This window comes from Photobacterium swingsii, assembly GCF_024346715.1.
GTDB classification, from domain to species: Bacteria; Pseudomonadota; Gammaproteobacteria; order Enterobacterales; family Vibrionaceae; genus Photobacterium; species Photobacterium swingsii.
In genome coordinates, this window is the sequence record NZ_AP024852.1 from 667,215 (window position 1) to 692,321 (window position 25,107).

The following is a 25,107-nucleotide window of genomic DNA, read 5'->3' on the forward strand; positions in this document are numbered from 1 at the left end:
GCATGTACGTTGTTGAAATGAGCTTTGAGTGTTTTGATAACACCACAATATCGGCCGTTGATCAGGCGATTAATGGTTTGATGGATGCGCTGCGTTATAACGGCCAAGTGTTGGGACGTGAGTTTCCGATTGTGATGGATGAAGCGATCTTTCGCGTACGGGCAGTGTGCCCTGAAGTTGATAGCCTGCACGCTCAGTTTAATAGCGATAGCGTGAAAGCCTGTTTAAATCGCCTATCAAACGCGAGTTTGTTAGCACCCAAAGTGAAGGTGCTGGGGCGCGATCTGAATTCGGAAGCTGCAGCTGAAAATTTTGCGCCGTCATGGCAAGTGATCTATACCACCTTCGTTCATACTTGTTCGCCATTGCGCTGTGGTGAAACATTAATGCCCATCCCACTGTATCGTGTACCACCTGTATTAAATGGCGATCATAAGTCGATCGTTAAATGGCAAACAGAGTGGCAGGCCTGCGATGAAGTGCAAATGGCGGGTGGCTGTAAAGCTGAACATGCCACATTGCATGAAATTAAAGATGCTGATAGCGACCTGTTTCGACGTGGTTGGGACTTACGCGGTCGTATTGAATACATCACTAAGATCCCAACCTATTACTACCAATATCAAGTGGGTGGGAAGAGCTTGGCTGACGAGCAGAAGCGCTCTTGCCCTAAGTGTGGCGGTGACTGGGCGCTTGATGAGCCGATCCATGATCTGTTCCACTTTAAATGTGATGATTGCCGAATTGTCTCAAATCTATCGTGGGATTTTCAGTAGGTTTAATCCGAATTATTATTCAAGCGATTATTGGCACGATGGAATAAAGAGTAAGGACGAAGCAGTGATGTTTCGTCCTTTTTATTTCGCTGTGCTGACTGGTGGGGCACTTAGTTCTGGCTTTCAAGCTTGGCTAGACGAGCACTCAATGCAGCGACTTGCTGCTCAAGTTGTGTGATACGTTGTTCCGCCGTTAAGCTTGGTGTGGTTTTTTCAATTTTGGGTACTTTGGCGTTTTTCTTCCACGCCTGAAGCGCTTTGATGATCAATGGCATCGGCAGTGGGCTGGTTAGGCGTGATTTAATTAAAGCAACAGATGGCTCCTTTCCTTCTGTGACCAGCGAGTGGATCGCTTGCTCTAAATCTTGGCTAATCTCTGACATGGTGTTCCTTGTGGGTCACTATTAAATGCTGAGTGTTTATTTTCGTAGTAAAGCATCTAATTGATCAATCACTTCACACCAATCGGCATCTTGTTCTTGTGATTCTTTGAGAAAACGTTTTTGCGAGGGTTGCCAAAACGTCGCCTCAGAGAGCGACTCATGTTGTTCTAAGCGGTGGCTTGCTAAAAATTGCTCGATAAATGCTTGGGAGTCATTGAGCCCTAACTGACTAAACAGGTGGCTGAGATTATGGTTAAAGGTTTCCATCGCACTTCCCCTTTGGTTGGAATAAACCCTAACTAAAGTGATCCTTGGCTAACTCACTAAGTATAGGCGAGGAGTGAGGAAGAGCGGAGATATGAACCTTGTAATAAAAGTGTTTATTCTGTGACTAATTATGCTGGTGGTTGTTGGTTTTTATTGTCGAATATATGTTACTTCTGATCTTTTAACGAGCATGCTTTTAGCGCCATTTAGATATACACCTTGTTGCTTGTGAGAGATCTCTTACAAGACTGTGGGAAAAAGACAGATAGACTTGTATGTTTACACGCACTCTCGCGGCCTTTTTATTATAAAACAATGGCTTATCTTAACGTTTGGTGTGGTTACATGTATATGACTAGCCATAAAGTAGTATTTGGTGGGTTGTTGGGTGAGTTAAATCGCGTAATATCTATCGTGTCAGAGGGACACTGGCATTGGAACTTGGAAACGGTTTTTGGAACGAACCGACCTCAGGATGAGGGAAGTAAGTCGGAGTGCTTACTCGCTAGGACAGCGAAAGGACAACGAACGGATACGTTGATGCGAGCAGGATGCTGGCTGTAAGGATACAAAGGATCACTTCAGGACGAAGTCAGGGAACACCTCTAGGACAGAGGCATAAAGGATCACTTCAGGACGAAGTTAGGGAACACCTCTAGGACAGAGGCATAAGGGATTCGCTTCAGGACGAAGTTAGGGAACACCTCTAGGACAGAGGCATAAAGGATCACTTCAGGATGAAGTAAGGGATACCTCCAGGACGGAGCGAGAGTCGACATAGGATGTGGCGACGGGTCAAGGAACAACCGAAGGACAACTCTAGGTTAGGAATTACGCTTGGAAATAAGCTGATCATGGATTGATGCAGGGAGCACTATAGTAGCGGGAGTGCTGCATGTAAGACCTAAGGGCGCAACAGCAATGTTGCGCCCGTTCTTTTTATGGGGCTTAAATTTCCCATTCAGAACAGAGTTAGCCAAATTAGCTATGCCGCTACAAATGTCACGCTAGTATTTATAAGTGCCCATCTAGGCTCGTATCTCTTCCTCTTGTTATAACTGCACCCTCTAGTGCATTCATTGGCTCTCTTTTTCATTGACGTTTCCTCTTTGCCGCTGCTTGCTAATCAGTAAATATAGATAAATCTCTGATCTCTTTGTGCGAGATCTCTTACAAAGCTGTGGGATAAAGCGAGAATGACGTGCTAATAAATAGAAGTGCGTCCTGTTAAGTTGTTGTTATTTATGTGTTTTGTGTTGTTTGGTTATTTTCTTATTATCAAGGCAATAAGATGTTTTTTCTTACAAGGGTTCAATCTAGATGGGATAAGCGTAATCTTATTGGTGTCGGAAGGAACTGACGGAACGGAACAGGAAATAGCCAAGGATTTGGGCAGTCTCAGGATGAGACCGGTGTATCAGGACGATATATCGTACATGGACTGTGAAGGGAAAACCGAAGGATTCGGTAATAGTAAGTAAGGATTACTTGCTGGTCAGGATGACAAATGGACCACTTCAGGATGAAGTCAGGGACACCTCTAGGATTGAGGCATAAAGGAACACTTCAGGACGAAGTAAAGGACACCTCCAGGACGAAGTAAAGGACACCTCCAGGACGGAGACGAGAGTCGGATCAGGATGAAACGACGGGTCAAGGTAAGGCCACAGGACAACTTCAGGACGAAGATTTAAGGATTGCGCTGACGGATTACAGCGATTCAAAGGATGGATGCAGGGAGCACCATAGTAGCGGGATTGCTGCAAGTAAGACCTAAGGGCGCGACGCAAGTCGCGCCCGCTCTTTTTGGGGAAGGAGCGGGAGTGATACGTGCCCAATACCAAGACAGACAGAGATTGATCGATTGGTATTATAAAGAAAGCAGCCTAGGCTGCTTTTTTTGTATCTGCTATTTGAGCAACTGTCGCTAATACTCATCCGGTAAGTGGTGCGGGGGCACATAAAAACGCATAGGCCTAAACCCTTTCATTACTATGTACCCTTGGTAGTAATCTTGACCATCCGCTGAAAATTCAAACCAATACACAGTGTGCCAATGCCACTGTTGCTCATCGCGCAGTTTATGCGAACCGCGTGCAGTGCTGAGTAGCTGTAATCCTAATTTTTCACAGCGCTGTTCTATGAACTTCTGCGCCAGTTCTGTTTGGCGGCGTTGTTGCCAAAACAGAAAGCAACCAAAGGATACTGTGACAATCCAAAATAAATTGGTCAAATTACCTTCCTTGTAAACAATCTAAAATGTGCAGTGATTACTGACTGCGCGCATGTTGCTGCAGCTGAGTAATGGCAGCGACCAGCTCAGGGTTTGCTTGGCTATGTAACACTTGCAGCATGATGCCACGTAACAAAGGCAGCATAACGAGATCGGTGAATAGCTGATTAAATAAGGTTTGATCTTTGGTTTGTGCTAAGCGCAATAAGAATTCGCTGGCGATGTCTGCTTGCGTTAAGCCGTTCCAGCAGCGACCTGCAATCGCAACCAATACTTCGGGGTGACAAAGCGCAGGTTGAGATAATACTGCTTTAATCGCCATGCTAAGCTGCTGAGCATCAACCCCTGCCATTGCGCGTAATAAAGCCGCAATCAGGAAGAGATCGGGATCAGTTTGCGCACACTCAAGTGTGAGACGTTCTTGTAAGCGTTCTGCAAGGCTTTGTGGCAGTTCACAGTGCTCTAAACAGCCCAGTAAAGCATAAAGCGGTGTCATTGGCAGCTTGTTGATCCCTTTGCGGATCAGCGTGGTGTTGTTTTCTTGCTTCATACGTGCACACACATCAGCTAAACCTTGCAGGCCAACACCTTGCCATTGCTCCCAGCCTAATTCGCCTGTGAGATAATGCTGAGCATGCTCGTAGTATTGGCTCGAAGAGAGTGATAAACGTTGGCGTAGTTGGGCATGAAAGATCGCCATCTTGTCATCGTTGGGCTTGAAGGTATAAGGGTTAGCTGCCAGTTTTTCTTGTTCTTCTTCAGTTGGCTCGCTGTTAAGTGTTGCGCCCATCGCTTCAATCACATACTTGATGAAGTCGCCCACAGCGGCTTGTTTTAATAAACCCCGCTCATCGAGAGGTAGGCGTAAGAACCAAATCCAAGGGGTGTTACCTGCTTGCCAGAAAGAAATGGATAAATGAGCATGCTGTTGCAATGGCCATGGATAAGGTTGGCGGTTCTCTTCGACGGCTTTAAATTGATCAACATCGATTTCACAAACACGGCGGCCAAGATCAAATATTTTGTATTGGCAGCCAGCATTGTCTAATAGTTGGGTGAGGGTATGAAAATTATCCATGGACATCTTTGATTACTCCTAAATGGTTCTTTGATTATATGGACTCTGCGTGCGAGATGGTATCCTTGCGCGCCTGAATTCACCGCGTTGGAATAAATGAAATGGATAAATACCATCATTGCCAAAGATTACTGGATGAACTGCAACAAACGATGCAGCAAAATCAACAATGGGAAATATCTTCCCCGAGTGCGCAAGCGCTGGCGAGTGTCGAACCTTTTGCGATTGATACCTTGTCGTGTGCTCAGTGGTTGCAATGGATTTTTATTCCTAAGATGACGCAGTTAATTGCCTCACATTTTCCTTTGCCGACGCAATTTGAGATTGCCCCTTATGTTGAAGAAGCCATGAAAAATGAGCAAGGCTACGAGGGAATATTAGCGGTGTGCAATGAATTCGATAATTTAATGAAAGCGAAGTGAGCCTAATGGAACTCGAAATATTATTCCAAGATGAATACCTAGTGGCGGTGAATAAGCCGGCAGGTATGTTAGTGCACCGTTCTTGGCTCGATAGCCATGAAACACAGTTTGTGATGCAAACGCTGCGAGACCAAATTGGCCAGCACGTTTTCCCTTTACACCGCCTTGACCGTCCGACCTCAGGTGTATTGATTTTTGGTTTATCGAGCGAAATTGCCGCGCAGATGATGCCACTGTTTGCTGGTCGCGATATCCATAAAACTTACCATGCCGTGGTACGTGGTTGGATCAAAGAAGCGGCTGTGCTCGACTATCCGTTGAAAAAAGAGCTGGATAAAATTGCGGATAAAAATGCCAGTGAAGAGCAAGAAGCGCAAGAGGCCGTGACGGCTTATGCGCCATTAGCCACAGTTGAAACCGATATTCCCGTTGGACGCTATAGCACCAGCCGTTACTGTTTAGTGGAAATGAAACCAGAAACTGGGCGTAAGCACCAGCTGCGTCGCCATATGCACCATTTAAGCCATCACATAATTGGTGATGTGAACCACGGTGATGGCCGTCATAATCGCATGTTCCGTGAAAATTATGATTGCCATCGCTTGATGTTACATGCATCTCGCTTGCAGTTTGCACACCCAATTACCGGTGAAGCGCTAGATATTCGCGCTAATGTTGATGAGCCATGGCTACGCGTAATGGCTGCGTTTGATTGGCCTATTTCCTTGATGTGTGCTTCTGAAAGCGCATGATTTAACCACTTAAATTGTTTGCAACTTTTATCAATGCCGACCACTCTAATACTAAAGGGATCTAACTGTCAGCCTGAAAGGCTAAGCGAGGAAGCGATGGCAAAAATTGGCGTATTCGTCGGTTCGGTATTTGGTGGCGCGGAAGATGTCGCAGAAGAAGTGGCGGCAAAATTAAATGAAAGCGGCCATTTAACCCAAGTGTATCTTGACCCTGAATTGAGTGACTTTGTCGCTTATCAGCAAGATATGGTGTTGGTGATTTCATCAACCACGGGGCAGGGGGAGATCCCTGATAATTTATTGCCATTGTTTATGGCGCTAAGTGATCAATTCCCGTTAATGCCAGCGATGCATTATGGTGTGGTGGCATTAGGAGATTCGAGCTATGGCGAAGATCGTTATTGTGGCGGTGGCCGTCAGTTTGATGAGCTGCTTCAACAGTTGCAGGCTAAACCATTAGCACCACGGCTAGACGTTGATGCCTGCGTAAACTTTGATGCGTTAGAGGTGGTGATCCCTTGGTTGGGCGGGTTATTAAAGAAAGTCGCTTGAAATATGGCAGTTCAGGCCAACCAGTATAATTAACACCAGATAATGTGGTGAAGCGTGGAATATAAAGCACATGGCCAGTAGAAAGGCGATGTGCTTTTTTGTTGATGGCGATTTATATTCGCGACTATTTGAGCTTTTCGAGATCGGCTTCAATCTCTGCAATCTTATGACTTACCACTTGTTCTAAGTGGCGAAGATCGCCTAATATTTTCTTTTTAACATCTACTTCAACGTATTTGCGCTTAGTTATTTTATCAAGCTCATCAATGATATGGGTGAGGTTTCGGTTGATCTCGGTGACTTCTTTGTATTCGCGACTACCGCTATTGACTACAACAGATTTACGTTGGCGAGGAAATTTGAATTTGACGCTTTTAGCGAACAGTTCGCCTTTTCGTTTTTTGAAGTAAATTTTAAGAATATCGTTCGCAGCTTCTTGGCGCAGGCTATAACGCTCGATAGTTTCTGGAAGTTCAATACCAATGCCAGTGAGGTTTGGATACATAAGGGCCTCATTAATGTGGAGCGGTTGGTGGAAATCGTGCAACTTGTTCAAATAATGTAGCAAGTTTGTAGGAGGGATGCTTGTAAAGAGGCGAGGATATGTGGGCGAGATCGCCCTTACTGGCAGCCTAAATCAATAAGGGCGTACTGTTTTTTCGCTTACTCAGGGTGAGCGAGTTTGGCGATAAGCTCGTTTTTTAAGGCTTGTTGTTCTTCTTCGGTTAATTGACTTCCATGCTCATTGACTAAGATAAAGAAATCTTCTGCTCGTTCACCAATCGTGGTGATCTTTGCGGCTTGTAAGCTGATATGCAGTTTGGCAAATACGGCGCCAATTTTGGCGAGTAACCCCGGCATATCAAGTGCGACTAACTCCATCATGGTTTTCTTGCCTGTTTTCGTTGGCAAGAAATCGACCTTGGTTTTGACGTTAAAATGCAGAAGTTTTCGCGGGGCGCGCTTTTTCTTACGATCTGACTTCATGTGCGTTAATGCATTCACCAGCGCACGGCGTACCGTGTTATGGCGGTTTTCGTTTAGCGCTTTGCCTGTTGGGTCGAGCACCATGAAGGTATCAAGCGCATAGCCATCCTTGCTGGTCATGATTTGGGCATCGTGTACACTCAAGTTTTTCTTATCAAGTTCAGCAACCACAACGGAGAACAGTTTTGGTTTATCTTTACAATAAACAAAGACTTCAGTTCCTCCTCGGGTGGCTTTTTTACTCAATAAAATCAACGGCTTTTCATGGTCGTGGTGTAGCATTGCCTCTGCATGCCATGCCAGCTGCTTGTGCGTGTGGCGTAAGAAGTAATCGGCTTTAAAACGCTGCCACAAGACTTCAATTTCGCGTGGTGCAAAGTTTTGGCTGCGCAACAACGCAGAGGCTAATTGTTGATTATGGCGAATACGTTCGCGAATATCAGGCGGGTTCTCTAACCCACGACGCAGTGCTTTTTGGGTTGAGTAATACAGCTCAGCCAGCAGGGTACGTTTCCAGCTATTCCACAAGTCTTGGTTGGTTGCACAAATATCGGCAACGGTTAAGCAAATCAAATAATCCAGTCGCTCTTCGTCTCGCACTGTCTTGGCAAACTCCGTCACGACCTCAGGATCATAAATATCACGACGTTGGGCGGTAACCGACATCAGTAAGTGGTGTTTAACGAGCCAAGAGACGATGTTGGCTTCAGGGCGCGATAACCCGTGCAAGATACAGAAATCATAAGCCTCGACAGCCCCCAGTTCTGAGTGATCGCCCCCGCGACCTTTGGCAATATCATGGAAAATCGCAGCAATCAGGAGTAGTTCTTTTTTGATGATCCTAGGGTACACCTCGCAACAAATTGGGTGGCGTTCACGGTTCTCTGGATCGTTGAACTTATTCAGGTTTTTGAGTACGCGTATGCTGTGTTCATCGACCGTATAGACATGGAATAAGTCGAATTGCATCTGACCAACAATTTGACTCCATTGTGGTAAATACGAAGATAAAACACCGTGACGATGCATGAGGCGAAAGGCTTTTTGTAGTGCGTTGGGTTGGCGAACCAATTCCATGAATTTTTCACGCGCCGCTGGGATCTCAACCAAAAACACATTTAAACGACGACGCGCCGTTCGCAGTTGACGCAGTGTTGGTGCCGCGATCCCTTCAATACTGGAGTTTGCAGCTACGTGTAAACATAAATCCAAAATCGTTTCTGGGCGTGCTTGAAAAAGGGCGGGCTTAGTGGCTTCAATTAAGTGGCCTCGAATTTGGAAATCGTCACTCAAAGGGATGACTTCGCGTTCTTCACCGTTATTTAAAATAGCCTGATCAAACAACTGCAATAGCATTTTATTGAGTTCTAATACCCGTCTTAGGGTGCGATAGAACTCTTTCATCATCATCTCGACACCGCGGTTACCTTCGCCAATAAATCCGAGGTTTTCAGCCACGGATGCTTGATGACCAAAAGTGAGGCGGTTGTCGTAGCGACGTAACTCAATATGGAGTGCAAAACGGATTCGCCACAGCGCCGTTTGGCATTCGACAAGTTCGCGGTATTCTGCATCGGTTAAAAAACCAAAACGACTCATTTCTAAGAGGCTGGTGGCACCAAAATGACGACGTGCGATCCAACTTAAGGTGTGGATATCCCGCAGACCCCCTGGGCTTGATTTAATATCAGGTTCTAAATTGTAGGTGGTATCGTGGTAGCGAGCATGGCGCTTGATTTGTTCATCGAGCTTGGCTTGAAAAAAGGTTTCGCTTGGCCAGAAGTCGTTTGCATGCACCCGTTCTTCGAGCGCAAGAAAGGTGTCTTCGCAGCCGCAGATTTGACGAGCTTCTTGCAGGTTGGTGGCAACGGTCAAATCGTTAGCACCAATCTCTATGCATTGCTCAATGGTACGCACGCTATGGCCAACGTCGAGCCGTAAATCCCATAATAAGGTCAGATACTGGCTAACTTTCTCTCCTGTTGATTCGTCTAAAGCCGCTTGGCTAAGGATCAGGATATCGACATCAGACAGGGGATGTAATTCGCCGCGGCCGTAGCCACCAACAGCAATGAGCGCAAGCCCTGGGATCTCATGAAATTGAAAGTGACGCCAGAGGCGATGGAGTAGGCTATCAATAAAATGAGATCGTGCGTGTACTAGCTCTGTGACTGGTCTTTTAGCGAGAAACTGTGCTTTTTGCAGATCGGCAAATTGTTCGAGTTCATCGCGTAAGTGCTGCTGATTGCAGCCATGGTTTGAGTGAGCCAAAGTATCTGTCATTGCTGTCCATGCCGTATGATGAAGGTGGAGAAGTTCTTATAAAAAAGCCGACGTTATCGTCGGCTTTTTTGATTATGCGTTGTTTACAAAGCGAGGAAGTGATTCCTCTTTGCGAAGGGTTAACACTTCGCAACCTGTGTCTGTTACCAGTAGTGTGTGTTCCCACTGTGCCGAGTTCTTACCGTCGACTGTGTAGACTGTCCAACCATCTTCATCATCGACTAAGCAACCAAATTTGCCTGCGTTGATCATCGGCTCAATCGTGAAACACATACCTGCTTTTAGTACAGTACGGTCGTTGTTTTTGTAGTGAACCACTTGCGGTTCTTCATGGAATTCGTTGCCGATACCGTGACCACAAAAATCTTTTACGATAGAGAAACGGCTGTTACCGTTTTTGATGAATTTTTGAATAGCTGTACCGATTTCACCCAGTTTTGCACCAGGTTTTACTTTTTTAATCGCAAGGTACAGGCTTTCTTGCGCTACGCGGCAAAGGCGTTTGTTCTCTAGTGATACTTCACCAACTTCAAACATTTTTGAAGTATCGCCGTGATAGCCGTCTTTGATAACCGTGATATCAATGTTCACGATGTCACCGTCTTGTAGGATAGCGGGTTTGCCAAATTTTTGGCCTTCATTACCATCTTTCTCAGCCGGAATACCGTGACATACGATGTGGTTGATTGACGTACAGATAGATTTCGGGAAACCGTGGTAGTTCAAAGGAGCAGGAATAGCACCTTGCTCTTTAGTGATGAACTCGTGACAGATTCGGTCAAGCTCTTCTGTTGTCACACCCGGCTTTACGTGAGGTTCAATCATCTCTAATACGTCAGCAGCCAGTTGACCTGCAACGCGCATTTTTTCGATTTCTTCCTGCGTTTTGATCTTGATAGTCATTCAATCTTCTCTACGAATTACGGTTTACCTCTCATGTTATCAGCGAGGGGGCAATATGAAAACCAAGTTTCGCGCTAGAACCATATTTGGCTGGATTATTGATGGCTTTATATGGTATAAAGCGCGCCGTAAATGTGCTAATTCAGGTTGAAGCCTCGCACTTCACTGGGTTAGATGTATTTACACTAAACTTTATTAATCACTCACACATATCGACACATGCTCCGGGGTGCCCGCTGCGATTGCTTCGGCAAATGCAGATAGAGGGTCGGTAGGATGGGATATGTGGACGCCTAACCCCATAGAGGAATATTCAATGGCAACTGTATCAATGCGCGACATGCTTCAAGCTGGTGTTCACTTCGGTCACCAAACTCGTTACTGGAACCCAAAAATGAAGCCATTCATTTTCGGTGCTCGTAACAAAGTACACATCATCAACCTAGAAAAAACTGTACCAATGTTTAACGACGCTCTAGCTGAAATCAACAAGATTGCAGCTCGTAAAGGTAAAGTTCTTTTTGTTGGTACTAAGCGCGCAGCCAGCGAATCAATCAAAGAAGCAGCAGTAAGCTGTGACCAGTTCTACGTAAACAACCGCTGGTTAGGCGGTATGTTGACTAACTGGAAAACTGTTCGTCAGTCAATCAAACGTCTAAAAGATCTAGAAGTTCAGTCTACAGACGGTACTTTCGACAAGCTAACCAAGAAAGAAGCGCTAATGCGTACTCGTGAAATGGAAAAGCTTGAGAAATCTCTTGGCGGTATCAAGAACATGGCTGGTCTACCAGACGCTATGTTCGTAATCGATGCAGATCACGAACACATCGCAATTAAAGAAGCTAACAACCTGGGTATCCCAGTATTTGCAGTAGTAGATACTAACTCTAACCCAGACGGCGTAGACTTCGTTATCCCTGGTAACGATGACGCAATCCGTTCTATCCAGCTTTACACTGGTGCGGTAGCGAAAACTGTTACAGAAGCACGTAACCAAGACATCGCAGCGCAAGCTGAAGAAGGCTACGTAGCTGAGTAATAGCCAAAGCTCCTTTATTTGAGCTTCTTAAGTTACCTTGCGTAAACTAAGAATGGTTAGCAGGGGCCTACTTAGGCCCCTGATTTTTATACCGAGTATTTAAAACTGAGGATATGACAATGGCAACAGTTACAGCTGCCCTAGTTAAAGAACTGCGTGAACGTACTGGCGCAGGCATGATGGAATGTAAAAAAGCACTTGTTGAAGCTAACGCTGATATCGAGCTAGCAATCGAAAACATGCGTAAGAGCGGTGCTGCAAAGGCTGCTAAAAAAGCAGGTAACGTTGCTGCTGAAGGTACTATCTTAATCAAAGATGCTGACGGTGTTGCAGCTCTTCTAGAAGTTAACTGTCAAACTGACTTCGTTGCTAAAGATGCAAACTTCCTAGCATTCGCTAACGAAGTTCTAGATGTAGCACTAGCTGAGCGTCTAGACATCGCAGCACTTCAAGCTAAGTTTGAAGAGCAACGCGTTACTCTAGTAGCTAAAATCGGTGAGAACATCGGCATCCGTCGTGTTGAGTTCATCGAAGGCGCTAAAGTTGGTTCTTACCGTCACGGCGACCGTATCGGTGTTGTTGTTGCTGGTGAAGCTGACGAAGAAACTATCAAGCACGTTGCAATGCACATTGCTGCATCTAAGCCTGAGTTCGTTAACCCAGAAGACGTTCCAGCTGACGTAGTTGAGAAAGAGAAAGCAATTCAAGTAGCTATCGCTGTTGAATCTGGCAAGCCTCAAGAGATCGCAGAGAAAATGGTTGTTGGCCGCATGAAGAAATTCACAGGCGAAGTTTCTCTAACTGGTCAAGCATTCATCATGGACCCATCTCAAACTGTTGGTCAAATGCTGAAAGCTAAAGGCGCTACAGTAACTAACTTCATCCGTCTTGAAGTTGGTGAAGGTATCGAGAAAGCTCAAGAAATGAGCTTCGCTGAAGAAGTAGCAGCAGTACAGAAGGGTTAATCCTTCTTGTAAAAGAACTCCAAAGACCGTAGCCAAGGCTGCGGTCTTTTTACAACTCCATATCTCAATTGTAAGCCTGGAAGGTAATCCTAATGACCACAAACCCTAAACCGACTTATCAACGAATTCTGCTTAAACTGAGTGGCGAAGCGCTACAAGGCGAAGAAGGTTTTGGTATCGACGCACAAGTTCTTGACCGTATGGCGCAAGAAATTAAAGAACTGATTGAACTGGGTGTTCAAGTTGGCCTTGTTATCGGTGGTGGTAACTTGTTCCGTGGTGCTGGTCTAGCTGAAGCGGGTATGAACCGAGTTGTGGGCGACCACATGGGCATGCTAGCAACTGTTATGAATGGTCTTGCGATGCGTGACGCACTTCACCGTGCCTATGTGAACGCTCGAGTAATGTCTGCAATCCCTCTTAACGGCGTATGTGATAACTACAACTGGGCTGACGCTATCAGCCAGTTACGTCAAGGCCGTGTAGTGATCTTCTCTGCGGGTACGGGTAACCCATTCTTCACAACGGATTCAGCTGCGTGTCTACGCGGCATCGAAATTGAAGCTGACGTGGTGCTAAAAGCAACGAAAGTTGATGGTGTGTTCACAGATGATCCAGTTAAAAACCCTGATGCTGTTCTTTGTGATAAGCTGGGCTACAATGATGTTCTTGAAAAAGAACTGAAAGTGATGGACTTAGCTGCATTTACTCTTGCTCGTGACCACTCTATGCCTATTCGTGTTTTCAACATGAATAAGCCAGGCGCTCTTCGCCGTGTAGTGATGGGTGAGCAAGAAGGCACGCTGATCGCTAACGACTAATTTTCGTAAGGGGCTCTATAGGGCCCTTTATAGTGACCGAATAATCAAGGATATTAATCGTGATTGATGCAATTAAACAAGATGCGCAAGAGCGCATGGCAAAAAGCGTTGAAGCGCTAAAAAACCAGCTGGCTAAGATTCGTACAGGTCGTGCGCACCCAAGCCTACTAGACACTATTTACGTAGAATACTACGGTGCAAACACACCGCTTAAGCAACTTGCTAACGTTGTTGCTGAAGATTCTCGTACTCTGGCGATCACTGTATTCGATAAAGAATTAGCGCCTAAAGTAGAAAAAGCAATCATGATGTCTGACCTGGGTCTAAACCCAATGTCAGCGGGTACGGTTATCCGTGTTCCACTTCCAGCACTAACGGAAGAGCGTCGTCGTGACCTTGTTAAGATTGTTCGTGCGGAAGCAGAACAAGGCCGTGTTGCTGTTCGTAACATCCGTCGTGATGCTAACGCAGACGTTAAAGGTCTTCTGAAAGACAAAGAAATTTCTGAAGATGATGATCACCGCGCACAAGATGAAATTCAGAAACTGACAGACGTTGCAGTGAAGAACATCGATGCAGTACTAGAAGTTAAAGAAAAAGAGTTAATGGAAGTTTAATTCTTCTCAGCTCATTAGCTTTATCTAAGTTAAGGCGCTGTGCGTGCAGCACAGCGTTTTTTTTTGAGGAAGATTTATGTCGGATTCGACAACTGACACCCCACTGAGCATCGACAGCCTTCCTAAGCATGTTGCAGTGATCATGGATGGCAATGGCCGTTGGGCTAAAGCGCAGGGCAAAGCTCGCGTTTTCGGTCATAAAGCGGGTGTAGAGGCTGTGCGTAAAACAGTATCTGTAGCGAATCGTTTTGGCATTAAAGTTGTCACCTTATTCGCGTTCAGTAGTGAAAATTGGCGCCGTCCAGAAGCGGAAGTTTCATTATTGATGGAGTTGTTCATGACTGTTTTAGGTCGTGAAGTTAAACGTCTGCACAAAAATAATATTCGCTTGAAGATCATCGGTGATACAAGTCGCTTTAGTCAGCGTCTACAAGACAAAATCGCTGCTGCTGAAGCGCTGACGGCAGGCAATACTGGCATGGTATTGAATGTAGCAGCAAACTACGGTGGCCAGTGGGACATCCTTCAAGCAACTAAGCGTCTTGCTGTTCAAGTGGCTGAACACGGTTTAACAGCAGAAGATATTACCGAAGATATGTTAGCAGAGGGTTTAACCACCGCAGGATTACCTGATGTTGACCTATTAATTCGTACCAGTGGTGAATCACGCATTAGTAATTTCATGCTTTGGCAAATGGCTTACGCAGAAATGTACTTTTGTGAACAACACTGGCCAGATTTTGATGAAGACAGCTTTGCGAATGCGATGGCATGGTTTGTGAACCGTGAGCGTCGTTTTGGCTGCACTGGTGAGCAGCTTCAAGCATTGCTTCAACAATAAAAAGATATAAAGAGGATGCAGCTTGCTTAAGCAACGAATTATAACGGCATTGATTCTCGCGCCTTTGGTTATTGCGGGTATTTTCTTCCTACCTTTTCCTGCTTTTATTGTGGCACTTGCCGCGATTACTATGGTGGGCTTTTGGGAATGGACTCAGTTTATTAATGGCAGCGCCCGCGTACAAATCGTTAGCCTGTTCACATTAATTTTTGGTGCATCTTTGGTTGTGATGCCAACGGATGTTGCTGCACTATCAGCTGTGGCAGATTCCCATCGTGCTATGCTCGCAGTAGGCGGCATTTGGTGGTTGGTGGCATCTACCTTAGCCATTACTTATCCAAGTAGTGCTAAACTTTGGTCATCATCAGCGTTATTGAAAGGCATCTTTGGTGTATTAACCCTTCTTCCTTTCTTTTGGGGCATTTTATTGCTTCGCGCTGTTAACTACGCCGAATCTCCGTATCATGGCTCACAACTTGTAATGCTTGTATGCTTTATTGTATGGGCAGCAGATACAGGTGCGTATTTCACGGGTAAGCGATTTGGTAAACACAAAATGGCGCCGTCAGTAAGTCCAAATAAGACAATTGAAGGCTTATTAGGTGGTGCTTTGTTGGCGATGTTCATTGCTTGGAGCGGTGCATCTTTGATGAATATTCCGTTTTCAAGTGTGGGGTCGCTACTAGCGATAGCCATGATTACAGTTGTTATTTCTGTACTTGGCGACTTAGTTGAAAGCATGTTTAAGCGTGTTGCTGGTATTAAAGACAGTGGCACTATCTTACCTGGCCACGGTGGTATTTTAGACCGTATTGACAGTCTAACTGCTGCGCTTCCCGTCTTTGCTCTATTCTACCTCTGGTAGTGATTACCTCCCATTCAAAGGTAGCTACTTGGTAGCTACCTTTTTCAAGCCAAATGAAGTGATGTATGCGTAAGTTATCAATCTTAGGTGCGACTGGTTCAATCGGAACAAGCACACTGGCTGTTGCAGCACAAAATCCTGAATTATTTGATGTTGTTGCATTAGGCGCAGGCTCAAACAGCGATAAGATGTTTGAGCTTTGTTGTCAGTGGCAACCACAGTATGCCGTAATGGCGAGTGAAAAGGCTGCAGCAACGCTAGCACAACGCCTAGCGGAACATCAGATGACAACTCAAGTGCTAGCTGGTGAGCAAGGCTTGTGTCAGATTGCAGCACTGGATGAGATCGATACTGTCATGGCTGCCATTGTTGGTGCTGCTGGTTTAATGCCGACCATGGCCGGTGTTAAAGCGGGTAAACGCATTTTACTGGCAAATAAAGAAGCCCTAGTGATGTCGGGGCAGATGTTTATTGATGCGTGCGAAGAATATGGTGCGGAATTATTACCTGTTGATAGTGAACATAATGCGATTTTTCAGTGCTTACCTGCTGAAATTCAACGCAAAATGGGACGCTGTGATCTTAATGCACACGGCATCAGCAAGATATTGTTAACTGGTTCTGGTGGCCCGTTCCGTTACACAGACATTGCAGAATTGGATGCTGTTACGCCAGAGATGGCCATCGCACACCCCAATTGGTCGATGGGACCGAAAATCTCGGTTGATTCTGCCACTATGATGAATAAAGGCTTAGAGTACATTGAAGCGCGTTGGTTGTTTAACGCATCGCGTGAGAAAATGCAGGTAATTATTCATCCTCAGTCTGTGATTCATTCTATGGTGCAATACACGGATGGCTCGGTGCTAGCACAGATGGGATTACCTGATATGAGAACTCCGATTGCCTGTGCGATGTCCTATCCTAAAAGGGTAGACGCTGGAGTGGCGCCGCTCGATTTTAGCCAAGTGGGTGAGTTTACCTTCTTACAGCCAGACTTTGACCGCTATCCATGTCTGAAACTTGCGATGGATGCGTGTTACAGTGGGCAAGCAGCAACCACAGCGTTGAACGCTGCGAATGAAGAAGCCGTTGCTGCATTCTTAGATAAGCGCATTCGCTTTACTGATATTGCTAAGATAAATCAATTAGTCTTAGAAACAGCACCCAAGGCGGAACCAACTGACTTGGAATGTGTGATTGAGCTAGATAGAATGGCACGACTTTTAGCTCAGGAAGAGATTGCTAAGGTAGCAAAATGACAGGCATTTTATGGAATTTAGGCGCATTTCTTGTTGCGCTTGGTGTACTGATTGCAGTCCACGAATTTGGTCACTTTTGGGTTGCTCGCCGTTGTGGTGTGTTTGTTGAACGCTTTTCTATAGGTTTTGGTAAAGCGATTTGGCAAAAGAAAGGCAAAGATGGCACTGAATATACCTTAGCGATGATCCCGCTGGGCGGTTACGTCAAAATGCTCGATGAGCGAGTCGATGACGTGCCTGAGGCCCGTCGTCATGAAGCATTTAATAATAAAAAGTTATGGCAACGCAGTGCGATTGTAGCGGCAGGCCCGGTAGCGAACTTCATTTTTGCTATTTTTGCTTATTGGGTGGTTTACCTGATTGGTGTGCCTGCGGTGAAGCCAGTTGTCGGTGAGGTTGCACCGCAATCTATTGCTGCCCAAGCAGGAATTGAATCTGGAATGGAACTTAAATCAATTTCAGGTATCAAAACCGCAGATTGGGAATCCGTTAATATGGCGATGATCTCGCATATTGGCGATAAGCGAATGGTGATTACGGCAACGGAACCTGACGGTGGTGCGATTGTCGAAAGAACGTTGGATCTAGAGTACTGGTACTTTGATCCTGAAACAGAGCGAGTAATGGCAAGTTTAGGGATGAAACCCTACACCCCTGAGATTACGCTCTCTATTTCACAACTTGTCGATGATGGTGCAGCAATTGCTGCCGATATGCGGTTAAATGATCGCATTACAGCGATTGATGGCCAGCCCGTGACGCAATGGCAGCAGGTGGTGGATGCAGTACGTTCACACCCAGAGCAAGCTTTGATCATCGAGGTAGAGCGTGATGGTGAATCGGTGTCGCTTACATTAACACCTAAAACCAAAACGCTAGCTGACGGCGAAGCCATTGGTTATGCAGGTTTTGCGCCGACGGTTGAACCTTGGCCTGAGTCTTACCGTATTAACTTGCAGTTTGGCCCTGTTGAAGCTGTTGGTAAAGCGGCAGAGAAAACGTGGCAATTAGTCACACTAACATTTGATATGGTCACTAAGCTTGTAACGGGCGATGTGGCGGTGAAAAACCTAAGTGGCCCTATTTCAATAGCAAAGGGTGCTGGAATGACGGCCGATTACGGCTTGGTTTATTTCCTTGGCTTTCTTGCTTTGATCAGTGTGAATTTAGGTATTGTGAATTTGTTGCCGCTTCCAGTATTAGACGGTGGACACTTGATGTTCTTCGCTATTGAAGCTGTAACACGCCGACCTGTCTCTGAACGTGTTCAGGACATAGGCTACAGAGTGGGCTCAGCCATTTTGGTTGCGTTAATGGCCGTAGCGCTATTCAATGATTTTACCCGCCTTTAATAAATGCGTTTTTAGCAAGGAATAATCAGAACAGTAATGGCGATGAAAAAACTGTTGGTCGCATCGCTACTGCTAAGCAGTAGTATGGCGCAGAGTGCTGAACAATTTGTAGTCGACGATATTCGATTTGAAGGTCTTCAACGAGTAACGTTAGGTGCTGCACTATTGAAGATGCCTGTACGAGTTGGTGACACGGTCGACGACCGTGATATCGCTGATGTTATTCAAGCGCTATTTGCTTCTGGTAACTTTGAAGACATCAAAGTTTATCGTGATGGTGACGTGTTATTGGTGAAAGTGTTGGAGCGTCCAACCATCGCTAATATTTCGTTCTCAGGCAATAAAGCGATCAAAGAAGAGCAGCTCAAAGAAAACTTAAATGCTTCCAATATTCAAGTTGGTGAAGCTTTAGATCGCACCACACTGAGTAAGATTGAAAAAGGTCTGGAAGACTTTTACTACAGTGTGGGTAAGTATAATGCGACAGTGCAGGCGGTTGTAACACCGCTACCACGCAACCGTGCTGACCTTAAGTTCGTTTTTACTGAAGGCGTATCAGCAACCATAAAGCAGATTAACTTTATCGGTAATGAAGTGTTTACCGATGATGAGTTACGCGGCAAATTCAACCTACAGGCCAATGTGCCGTGGTGGAACTTCCTCGCCAATGAAAAGTATCAGAAACAGGTGCTTGCGGGTGATATGGAAGTGTTGCGTTCTCAGTACTTAAATAATGGTTACTTGAAGTACAAGCTTGAATCGACTCAAGTATCGATCTCTCCTGATAAGAAAGGTGTTTATATCACCTTGAAAATCGATGAAGGCGATCAATACAAGGTTAAAGGTGTGCAATTCCGTGGTGAAGTGGCAGGCCGTCAAGATGATCTGAATAAACTGGTGACCTTTGAAGATGGTGACATCTACAACGGCGCGCAAGTAACAGCGCTTGAAGAAGCGATTAAACGTAAGCTAGGTGAATCGGGCTATGCGTACCCGCAAGTCACAACCATTCCTGATTTTGACGATGACACGAATGAAGTGTCGCTGCTTGTTAACGTTGAATCGGGCAAGCGTGTATACGTACGTAATATTGGCTTCTCTGGTAACACAACCACCAAAGATGAAGTATTGCGTCGTGAAATGCGTCAAATGGAAGGCAGCTGGCTGAATTCGAAATCGGTGGAGCGTGGTAAAGAGCGTTTGAGCCGTACCGGTTTCTTTGAAACCGTTGATGTTCAGACGACACGCGTACCTGGCACAGATGATCAGGTGGATGTGACCTATAACGTAAAAGAAGCGAATGCTGGTAGCGTGAACTTCGGTATTGGTTATGGTACTGAATCGGGCATTAGTTTTCAGGCCGGTCTACAACAGGATAACTTCTTAGGTACAGGTACACGTTTTGGTATCAATGCGATGACCAATAAATACCAAAAGAATATCAGTTTAGACTACCGTGATCCGTACTTTACGTTAGATGGCATCAGCTTGGGTGGTAAGATTTACTACAACGAGTTTGAAGCATCAAACGCGAATATCTCCGACTATACCAACCAAAGTTATGGTGCCAGCCTGACATGGGGTTTCCCATTTGATGAGCTAAACTTCTTTGAGTTTGGTGTAGGTTACGATCACAACAAAATCTCGAATACTCGCGAGTATTACCAAATCGAGAAATTTAAAGCGATCCATGGTTTTGACCGTGGTGAGAATATTATCGAATTGGATGACTTTGACTGGTCGGTTTCGTGGTCACGTAATAACTTAAACCGTGGTTATTTCCCGACAGCAGGTAATCACCAGCGTGCATCATACCGTATGACAATCCCTGGTTCTGATGCGCAGTACTTTAAGATGCAGTACGATGTGCGCCAATACATTCCATTGAATGAAGGCCACGATTTCACTGTCTTACTGCGTGGTAAAGTGGGCTATGGTAATGGTTACGGTAAGACAGATAATGGCAGTGATCAGTTAATGCCATTCTACGAGAACTTCTACGCGGGTGGCTTTAGTACCTTGCGTGGTTTCCGTTCAAACACTGTTGGTCCTAAGGCTGTTTATGTTGAAGGTTGTTCGGGTGGTGGTCCATCTGGTAACAACAACTGTGCAACAGGTACCAAAGATGCAGCGGGTGGTAACGCCATTGCATTAGCAAGCATGGAGTTGATTGTACCAACCCCATTTGCATCGGAAGAATTTAAAAACCAAATTCGCACCAGTCTGTTTGTGGATGCGGGTTCAGTGTGGGATACCGAGTACGACCTGAAAGATACTGATGGTAAGTACCTGTATGACTACTCTGATCCATCATTAATTCGTGCGTCATACGGTGCCGCACTTCAGTGGATGTCTCCAATGGGCCCACTGGTATTCTCGATTGCTCGTCCGCTTAAGAAGTACGATGGCGACCAAGAAGAATTCTTTACCTTCACAATCGGACAGACATTCTAATTTTTTGAGGAGAACTCTTTTGAAACAATGGATGAAAGCAGCAGGCCTTAGCCTAGTAATTTTATCGTCGTCTATGTATGCACAAGCAGCTGAAGCGGCACAAAAAGTAGGTTACGTCGCAACAGGTCAGGCCATGCAACAGCTGGCTAAACGCTATAATGTGACAGAAAAATTACGTAGCGAATTTAAAGATCGAATCGATGAACTTCGTAGCATCGAAAATCGCATGAAAACCAAAGTTGATAAAGCGAAACGTGATGGTGAGCTGCTTAGCGAATCTGACCGTACCAAGATTCAACGTGAACTTGCATCACTTGATTCTGACTACAAGTTAAAAGCAAAAGCACTTCAAGAAGATCAACGTCGTCGCGGCGCTGAAGAAGAGCAAAAACTAGTGATGAAAATCCGTACAGCAATTCAAAGTGTGGCGAAAAAAGAAGGCTATGACATCGTTGTTGATGCACAAGCTGTACTTTACGCTGACCCTAAAGATGACCTATCAAGCAAGGTTATCTCTGCTGTAAAATAATTGATTAAAGCGCCACAGATAACCTAAGCTGCTATGCGTTTTACGCATGGCAGCTTTGTCGTCTCTGACCCTAACGGTGGCGTATAACAAAAAAGATAAGGTAACCAATGGCTGTAATTACCCTTGCTGAATTAGCAGATAAATTAGGTGCAGAGCTTCATGGTGATGGCACTGTCGAAATTCACTCTATTGCTGGCACTGAGCAAGCAGGTGAAGGTCAAATTACATTTATTTCAAACAGTAAGTACCGTAAACAACTTGCTGATTGCAAAGCGTCAGCAGTCATGCTGCAAGAAGGCGATCGCCCATTCTTTGAAGGTAACGCTTTGGTAATGGCTAACCCTTACCTTGGCTATGCGTTAGTTGCACAGTTACTGGATACTACGCCAAAAGCAGCCTCAGACATTGCGGCATCCGCGCAAATTGCAGACGATGTTGTGATGGGCGAGGGAGTCGTGGTTGGCCACAATGCCGTGATTGAATCTGGTGTTAAACTGGGTGATAACGTGCAAATTGGTGCGGGGTGTTTTGTTGGTAAAGAAGCTGAAATTGGTGCTAACACCAAATTATGGGCAAATGTAACTGTTTACCACCGCGTGACATTAGGTTCTGATTGTCTAGTACAATCTGGCACTGTATTAGGTTCAGACGGTTTTGGTTATGCCAACGACCGTGGCAACTGGATCAAAATCCCGCAGCTAGGCTCTGTGCGTATTGGTAACCGTGTCGAAATCGGTGCTTGTACCACGATTGACCGTGGTGCGTTAGATGACACCATCATTCATGATGGCGCTATCATCGATAACCAATGTCAAATTGCACACAATGTGTCAATTGGTGAAAATACGGCGATTGCTGGTGCAACCGTAATGGCTGGTAGCCTGACTGTAGGTAAAAACTGCTTCATTGGCGGTGCGAGCGTGTTCAATGGCCACATGGAAATTTGTGATGGTGTGACGGTTGCTGGTATGGCAATGGTGATGCGCCCAATTACTGAACCGGGTTTCTACTCGTCAGGTATTCCAGTGCAGCCAAATAAAGAGTGGCGTAAAACAGCTGCTCGCGTCATGAAAATTGACGAAATGAACAAACGCTTACGTGCGGTTGAGAAAAAATTAGACGACGAGGGCTAATGCCTTTGCCATGTATGCCGATATAAATCGGCAACGTGCGATTGTGTTCTACGGGTAACAACACGTAGGACACTTCACTTCCTTGCTATTTTAGCTTTGATTCATTGAATTCAGCTTTGAAATAGCAGCGAATTGAATAACCAAAGTAATATCGTTACTTTGTGTTTCACTTTACTGACAGGAATTCAAGTTTTGACTTGCGAGAACAAAACGTTAAATATCACTGAGATTCAAGAGCTTCTTCCGCATCGTTACCCGTTCTTAATGATCGACCGCGTAACAGATTACGATGAAGGCAAAACATTAACGGCTATCAAAAACGTTTCAGTGAACGAGCCACAATTTACTGGTCACTTCCCAAAAATGCCAGTTTTCCCAGGTGTGATGATCTTGGAAGCGATGGCACAGGCGACTGGCTTATTAGCATTCAAAACATTTGGTGCTCCTGCTGAAAACGAGCTTTACTACTTTGCTAGTATTGATAAAGCCAAGTTCCGTAAGCCTGTAGGCCCTGGTGATCAGCTGATCATCGAAGTGGAATACTTAAAAGAACGTCGCGGTATTGCTATGTTTAATGGTGTAGCAAAAGTTGATGGCGAAGTTGTTTGCTCTGCTGAACTAAAATGCGCAAGACGAGAGTTTTAATGATTCACGAAACGGCACAAATTCACCCTTCTGCTGTAGTTGAAGAAGGGGCTAAAATCGGCGCGAACGTGACGGTTGGTCCATTTACCTACATTACTAAAGATGTAGAAATTGGCGACGGCACAGAAGTGATGTCTCATGTTGTGATTAAAGGCCCTACAGTCATTGGTCAGGATAACCGCATCTTTCCGTTTGCGGTTATTGGCGAAGAGTGTCAGGACAAGAAATTCAACGGTGAAGCGACTCGCCTTGTGGTTGGTGATCGCAATGTTATCCGCGAAAGTGTGCAGATGCACCGTGGAACCGTGCAAGATAAGGGTGTAACTACTGTTGGTAGCGATAACCTATTTTGTGTCAACGTCCACATTGCTCACGACTGTGTTGTGGGTGATAACATCATCATGGGCAACAACGCGACTTTAGCGGGTCATGTTAATGTTGAAGATTACGCGATTATTTCTGCGTTATCACCCGTTCACCAGTTCTGTACTGTCGGCGCACACAGCTTTATTGGCGGTGGCTCGATTGTGGTTCAGGATGTCCCACCGTACGTAATGGCGCAAGGTAACCATGCGAAGCCATTTGGTATTAATATCGAAGGCCTAAAGCGTCGTGGTTTCGAAAAGCCAGAGCTTCATGCAATTCGTCGTGCGTACAAAGAAATTTACCGTTCAGGTAAAACCTTGGCGGAAGTGAAGCCTGTATTAGAAGAAATGGCGAAAGAATTCCCATCGATTGGTTTGTTCGTCAAATTATTTGAAAATTCGACTCGCGGTATTATTCGTTAATGGCTAAACCTCTTCGAATAGGTATTGTCGCCGGAGAAATCTCCGGCGATATTTTAGGTGCCGGTTTTATTAAAGCGGTTAAAGAGCAATACCCAGACGCTGAATTTGTCGGTGTGGCTGGCCCTCGCATGATCGAAGCGGGCTGTGAAGCCTTATTCGATATGGAAGAGCTTGCCGTAATGGGGATTGTCGAGGTGTTTGGCCGCTTACCGCGTTTATTCAAAATAAAAGCAGAACTGGTTAAGTACTTCTCTGATAACCTACCAGACGTTTTTGTTGGCATTGATGCGCCAGATTTTAACTTGCGCCTTGAGCGCGATTTAAAAGATAGCGGTATTAAAACGGTGCACTATGTCAGCCCGTCAGTATGGGCGTGGCGTCAAAAGCGGATTTTCAAGATCGAAGCTGCGACGAATCTCGTTTTGGCCTTCCTGCCGTTCGAAAAAGCGTTTTACGATAAGTTCAATGTACCTTGTGAGTTTGTCGGCCATACCATGGCGGATGCTATTCCGTTGCAAACCGATCAGCTAGCAGCACGTGACTTGCTCGGTTTAGATAACAGTAAGCGCTGGCTAGCTGTATTGCCGGGAAGCCGCGGTGGTGAAATGAGCATGATTGCGGCGCCATTTATCGAAACCTGTCAGCGTTTACAGCAGCAACACCCTGATTTAGGGTTTGTCGTTGCCTTGGTGAATGACAAACGTCGTCAACAGTTTGAACAAGCGTGGCGAGAAACCGCACCTGAGCTGAATTTCGTACTGGTTGATGATACCGCGCGTAATGTGATGATTGCTTCTGATGCCGTGTTATTAGCATCAGGTACCGTGTCTCTGGAATGCATGCTCGTGAAGCGTCCTATGGTGGTGGGCTATATTGTTAAGCCTCTCACTGCTTGGATTGCGCGCCGTATGTTGAAAACTAAGTATGTTTCTTTACCCAATATCCTCGCGGATAAGGAACTGGTCCCTGAGTTGTTGCAAGAAAATTGCACCCCAGAGAAACTTGCAGAGCAGGTGAATCATTACCTCAGTACCGATAACAGCGAATTATTGGCTGAATTTAGTCAGCTTCATCAACGTATTCGTTGTAACGCCGATCAAAAAGCAGCCCAAGCGGTGCTGAATTTGATTGGTAAAACGACGCCTCAACAAGCAGATTGA

Annotated in this window: 25 protein-coding genes; 18 read left to right on the top strand and 7 right to left on the bottom strand. The window is 45.4% G+C overall.

Annotation, left to right across the window (positions count from 1 at the left end; all coding sequences use genetic code 11):
• Positions 1 to 2 precede the first annotated feature (2 nt).
• On the top strand, positions 3 to 776 hold the full coding sequence (locus OCU77_RS03270; RefSeq protein WP_048899925.1) for a Zn-ribbon-containing protein: 774 nt from the start codon (positions 3 to 5) through the stop codon (positions 774 to 776).
• 110 nt (positions 777 to 886) lie between these two features.
• On the opposite strand, the gene OCU77_RS03275 is transcribed toward OCU77_RS03270, so the two are convergent.
• The 4 genes from OCU77_RS03275 to OCU77_RS03290 all read right to left on the bottom strand — a co-directional run bounded on the left by OCU77_RS03275 (position 887) and on the right by OCU77_RS03290 (position 4,737).
• The gene (locus tag OCU77_RS03275; protein ID WP_048899926.1) at positions 887 to 1,159 is read right to left on the bottom strand and encodes a hypothetical protein; all 273 of its coding nucleotides are present in this window, start codon (positions 1,157 to 1,159) and stop codon (positions 887 to 889) included.
• Positions 1,160 to 1,195: 36 nt separating this feature from the next.
• Positions 1,196 to 1,426, bottom strand: coding sequence for a DUF2789 domain-containing protein (locus OCU77_RS03280; RefSeq protein ID WP_048899927.1), 231 nt, complete (start codon positions 1,424 to 1,426; stop codon positions 1,196 to 1,198).
• Between the two features lie 1,927 nt (positions 1,427 to 3,353).
• Positions 3,354 to 3,659: a DUF3301 domain-containing protein gene (locus OCU77_RS03285; protein WP_048899930.1), complete on the bottom strand. Its 306-nt coding sequence runs from the start codon at positions 3,657 to 3,659 to the stop codon at positions 3,354 to 3,356.
• A 37-nt stretch (positions 3,660 to 3,696) separates the two neighbouring features.
• Positions 3,697 to 4,737: a DUF3549 family protein gene (locus tag OCU77_RS03290; RefSeq protein ID WP_048899966.1), complete on the bottom strand. Its 1,041-nt coding sequence runs from the start codon at positions 4,735 to 4,737 to the stop codon at positions 3,697 to 3,699.
• A 101-nt stretch (positions 4,738 to 4,838) separates the two neighbouring features.
• Between OCU77_RS03290 and OCU77_RS03295 the strand changes: the two genes are divergently transcribed.
• The 3 genes from OCU77_RS03295 (at position 4,839) to OCU77_RS03305 (ending at position 6,463) form a co-directional block, all read left to right on the top strand.
• On the top strand, positions 4,839 to 5,159 hold the full coding sequence (locus tag OCU77_RS03295) for a YqcC family protein (protein ID WP_048899931.1): 321 nt from the start codon (positions 4,839 to 4,841) through the stop codon (positions 5,157 to 5,159).
• 5 nt (positions 5,160 to 5,164) lie between these two features.
• Complete coding sequence (gene truC, locus OCU77_RS03300) at positions 5,165 to 5,911, top strand: tRNA pseudouridine(65) synthase TruC (protein ID WP_048899967.1); 747 nt, start codon at positions 5,165 to 5,167, stop codon at positions 5,909 to 5,911.
• Between the two features lie 96 nt (positions 5,912 to 6,007).
• A complete protein-coding gene (locus OCU77_RS03305; RefSeq protein ID WP_048899932.1) occupies positions 6,008 to 6,463 on the top strand; it encodes a flavodoxin in 456 nt (151 codons plus the stop codon).
• 124 nt (positions 6,464 to 6,587) lie between these two features.
• Here OCU77_RS03305 and OCU77_RS03310 read toward each other — a convergent pair whose 3' ends face one another.
• The 3 genes from OCU77_RS03310 to map all read right to left on the bottom strand — a co-directional run bounded on the left by OCU77_RS03310 (position 6,588) and on the right by map (position 10,636).
• Positions 6,588 to 6,968 carry a DUF3461 family protein gene (locus OCU77_RS03310; protein WP_048899933.1) on the bottom strand — a complete coding sequence of 127 codons (381 nt, stop codon included), beginning with the start codon at positions 6,966 to 6,968 and terminating at the stop codon, positions 6,588 to 6,590.
• A 158-nt stretch (positions 6,969 to 7,126) separates the two neighbouring features.
• Positions 7,127 to 9,733, bottom strand: coding sequence for a bifunctional uridylyltransferase/uridylyl-removing protein GlnD (glnD, locus tag OCU77_RS03315; RefSeq protein WP_048899934.1), 2,607 nt, complete (start codon positions 9,731 to 9,733; stop codon positions 7,127 to 7,129).
• Between the two features lie 72 nt (positions 9,734 to 9,805).
• A complete protein-coding gene (map, locus tag OCU77_RS03320) occupies positions 9,806 to 10,636 on the bottom strand; it encodes a type I methionyl aminopeptidase (protein WP_048899935.1) in 831 nt (276 codons plus the stop codon).
• A 316-nt stretch (positions 10,637 to 10,952) separates the two neighbouring features.
• On the opposite strand from map, the gene rpsB reads away from it, so the two are divergent.
• From rpsB to lpxB, 14 genes are all read left to right on the top strand, one after another.
• A complete protein-coding gene (gene rpsB / locus OCU77_RS03325) occupies positions 10,953 to 11,675 on the top strand; it encodes a 30S ribosomal protein S2 (protein ID WP_048899936.1) in 723 nt (240 codons plus the stop codon).
• A gap of 119 nt (positions 11,676 to 11,794) precedes the next feature.
• Positions 11,795 to 12,640 carry a translation elongation factor Ts gene (tsf, locus tag OCU77_RS03330; protein ID WP_048899937.1) on the top strand — a complete coding sequence of 282 codons (846 nt, stop codon included), beginning with the start codon at positions 11,795 to 11,797 and terminating at the stop codon, positions 12,638 to 12,640.
• A gap of 92 nt (positions 12,641 to 12,732) precedes the next feature.
• On the top strand, positions 12,733 to 13,461 hold the full coding sequence (gene pyrH / locus OCU77_RS03335; RefSeq protein WP_048899938.1) for a UMP kinase: 729 nt from the start codon (positions 12,733 to 12,735) through the stop codon (positions 13,459 to 13,461).
• A gap of 59 nt (positions 13,462 to 13,520) precedes the next feature.
• Positions 13,521 to 14,078 (top strand): ribosome recycling factor, encoded by a 558-nt coding sequence (gene frr / locus OCU77_RS03340; RefSeq protein ID WP_048899939.1) that lies wholly within the window; start codon positions 13,521 to 13,523, stop codon positions 14,076 to 14,078.
• Between the two features lie 76 nt (positions 14,079 to 14,154).
• Positions 14,155 to 14,919, top strand: a complete 765-nt coding sequence (locus tag OCU77_RS03345; protein WP_048899940.1) for an isoprenyl transferase — start codon at positions 14,155 to 14,157, stop codon at positions 14,917 to 14,919.
• 22 nt (positions 14,920 to 14,941) lie between these two features.
• The gene (locus OCU77_RS03350; protein ID WP_107303083.1) at positions 14,942 to 15,784 is read left to right on the top strand and encodes a phosphatidate cytidylyltransferase; all 843 of its coding nucleotides are present in this window, start codon (positions 14,942 to 14,944) and stop codon (positions 15,782 to 15,784) included.
• Positions 15,785 to 15,849: 65 nt separating this feature from the next.
• Positions 15,850 to 17,046 (top strand): 1-deoxy-D-xylulose-5-phosphate reductoisomerase, encoded by a 1,197-nt coding sequence (ispC, locus tag OCU77_RS03355; RefSeq protein WP_107303084.1) that lies wholly within the window; start codon positions 15,850 to 15,852, stop codon positions 17,044 to 17,046.
• Positions 17,043 to 18,398 carry a sigma E protease regulator RseP gene (gene rseP, locus OCU77_RS03360; RefSeq protein WP_048899941.1) on the top strand — a complete coding sequence of 452 codons (1,356 nt, stop codon included), beginning with the start codon at positions 17,043 to 17,045 and terminating at the stop codon, positions 18,396 to 18,398. The genes ispC and rseP overlap by 4 nt, the downstream gene beginning before the upstream one ends.
• A 36-nt stretch (positions 18,399 to 18,434) precedes the next feature.
• Positions 18,435 to 20,852 (top strand): outer membrane protein assembly factor BamA, encoded by a 2,418-nt coding sequence (gene bamA / locus OCU77_RS03365; protein WP_048899942.1) that lies wholly within the window; start codon positions 18,435 to 18,437, stop codon positions 20,850 to 20,852.
• A gap of 19 nt (positions 20,853 to 20,871) precedes the next feature.
• Positions 20,872 to 21,381: an OmpH family outer membrane protein gene (locus OCU77_RS03370; RefSeq protein WP_048899943.1), complete on the top strand. Its 510-nt coding sequence runs from the start codon at positions 20,872 to 20,874 to the stop codon at positions 21,379 to 21,381.
• Positions 21,382 to 21,488: 107 nt separating this feature from the next.
• Positions 21,489 to 22,514 carry a UDP-3-O-(3-hydroxymyristoyl)glucosamine N-acyltransferase gene (lpxD, locus tag OCU77_RS03375; RefSeq protein WP_107303085.1) on the top strand — a complete coding sequence of 342 codons (1,026 nt, stop codon included), beginning with the start codon at positions 21,489 to 21,491 and terminating at the stop codon, positions 22,512 to 22,514.
• A gap of 192 nt (positions 22,515 to 22,706) precedes the next feature.
• Positions 22,707 to 23,159: a 3-hydroxyacyl-ACP dehydratase FabZ gene (gene fabZ, locus OCU77_RS03380; protein ID WP_048899945.1), complete on the top strand. Its 453-nt coding sequence runs from the start codon at positions 22,707 to 22,709 to the stop codon at positions 23,157 to 23,159.
• Positions 23,159 to 23,947: an acyl-ACP--UDP-N-acetylglucosamine O-acyltransferase gene (gene lpxA / locus OCU77_RS03385; protein WP_048899946.1), complete on the top strand. Its 789-nt coding sequence runs from the start codon at positions 23,159 to 23,161 to the stop codon at positions 23,945 to 23,947. The genes fabZ and lpxA overlap by 1 nt, the downstream gene beginning before the upstream one ends.
• On the top strand, positions 23,947 to 25,107 hold the full coding sequence (gene lpxB, locus OCU77_RS03390; RefSeq protein WP_048899947.1) for a lipid-A-disaccharide synthase: 1,161 nt from the start codon (positions 23,947 to 23,949) through the stop codon (positions 25,105 to 25,107). Before lpxA ends, lpxB begins: the two co-directional genes overlap by 1 nt.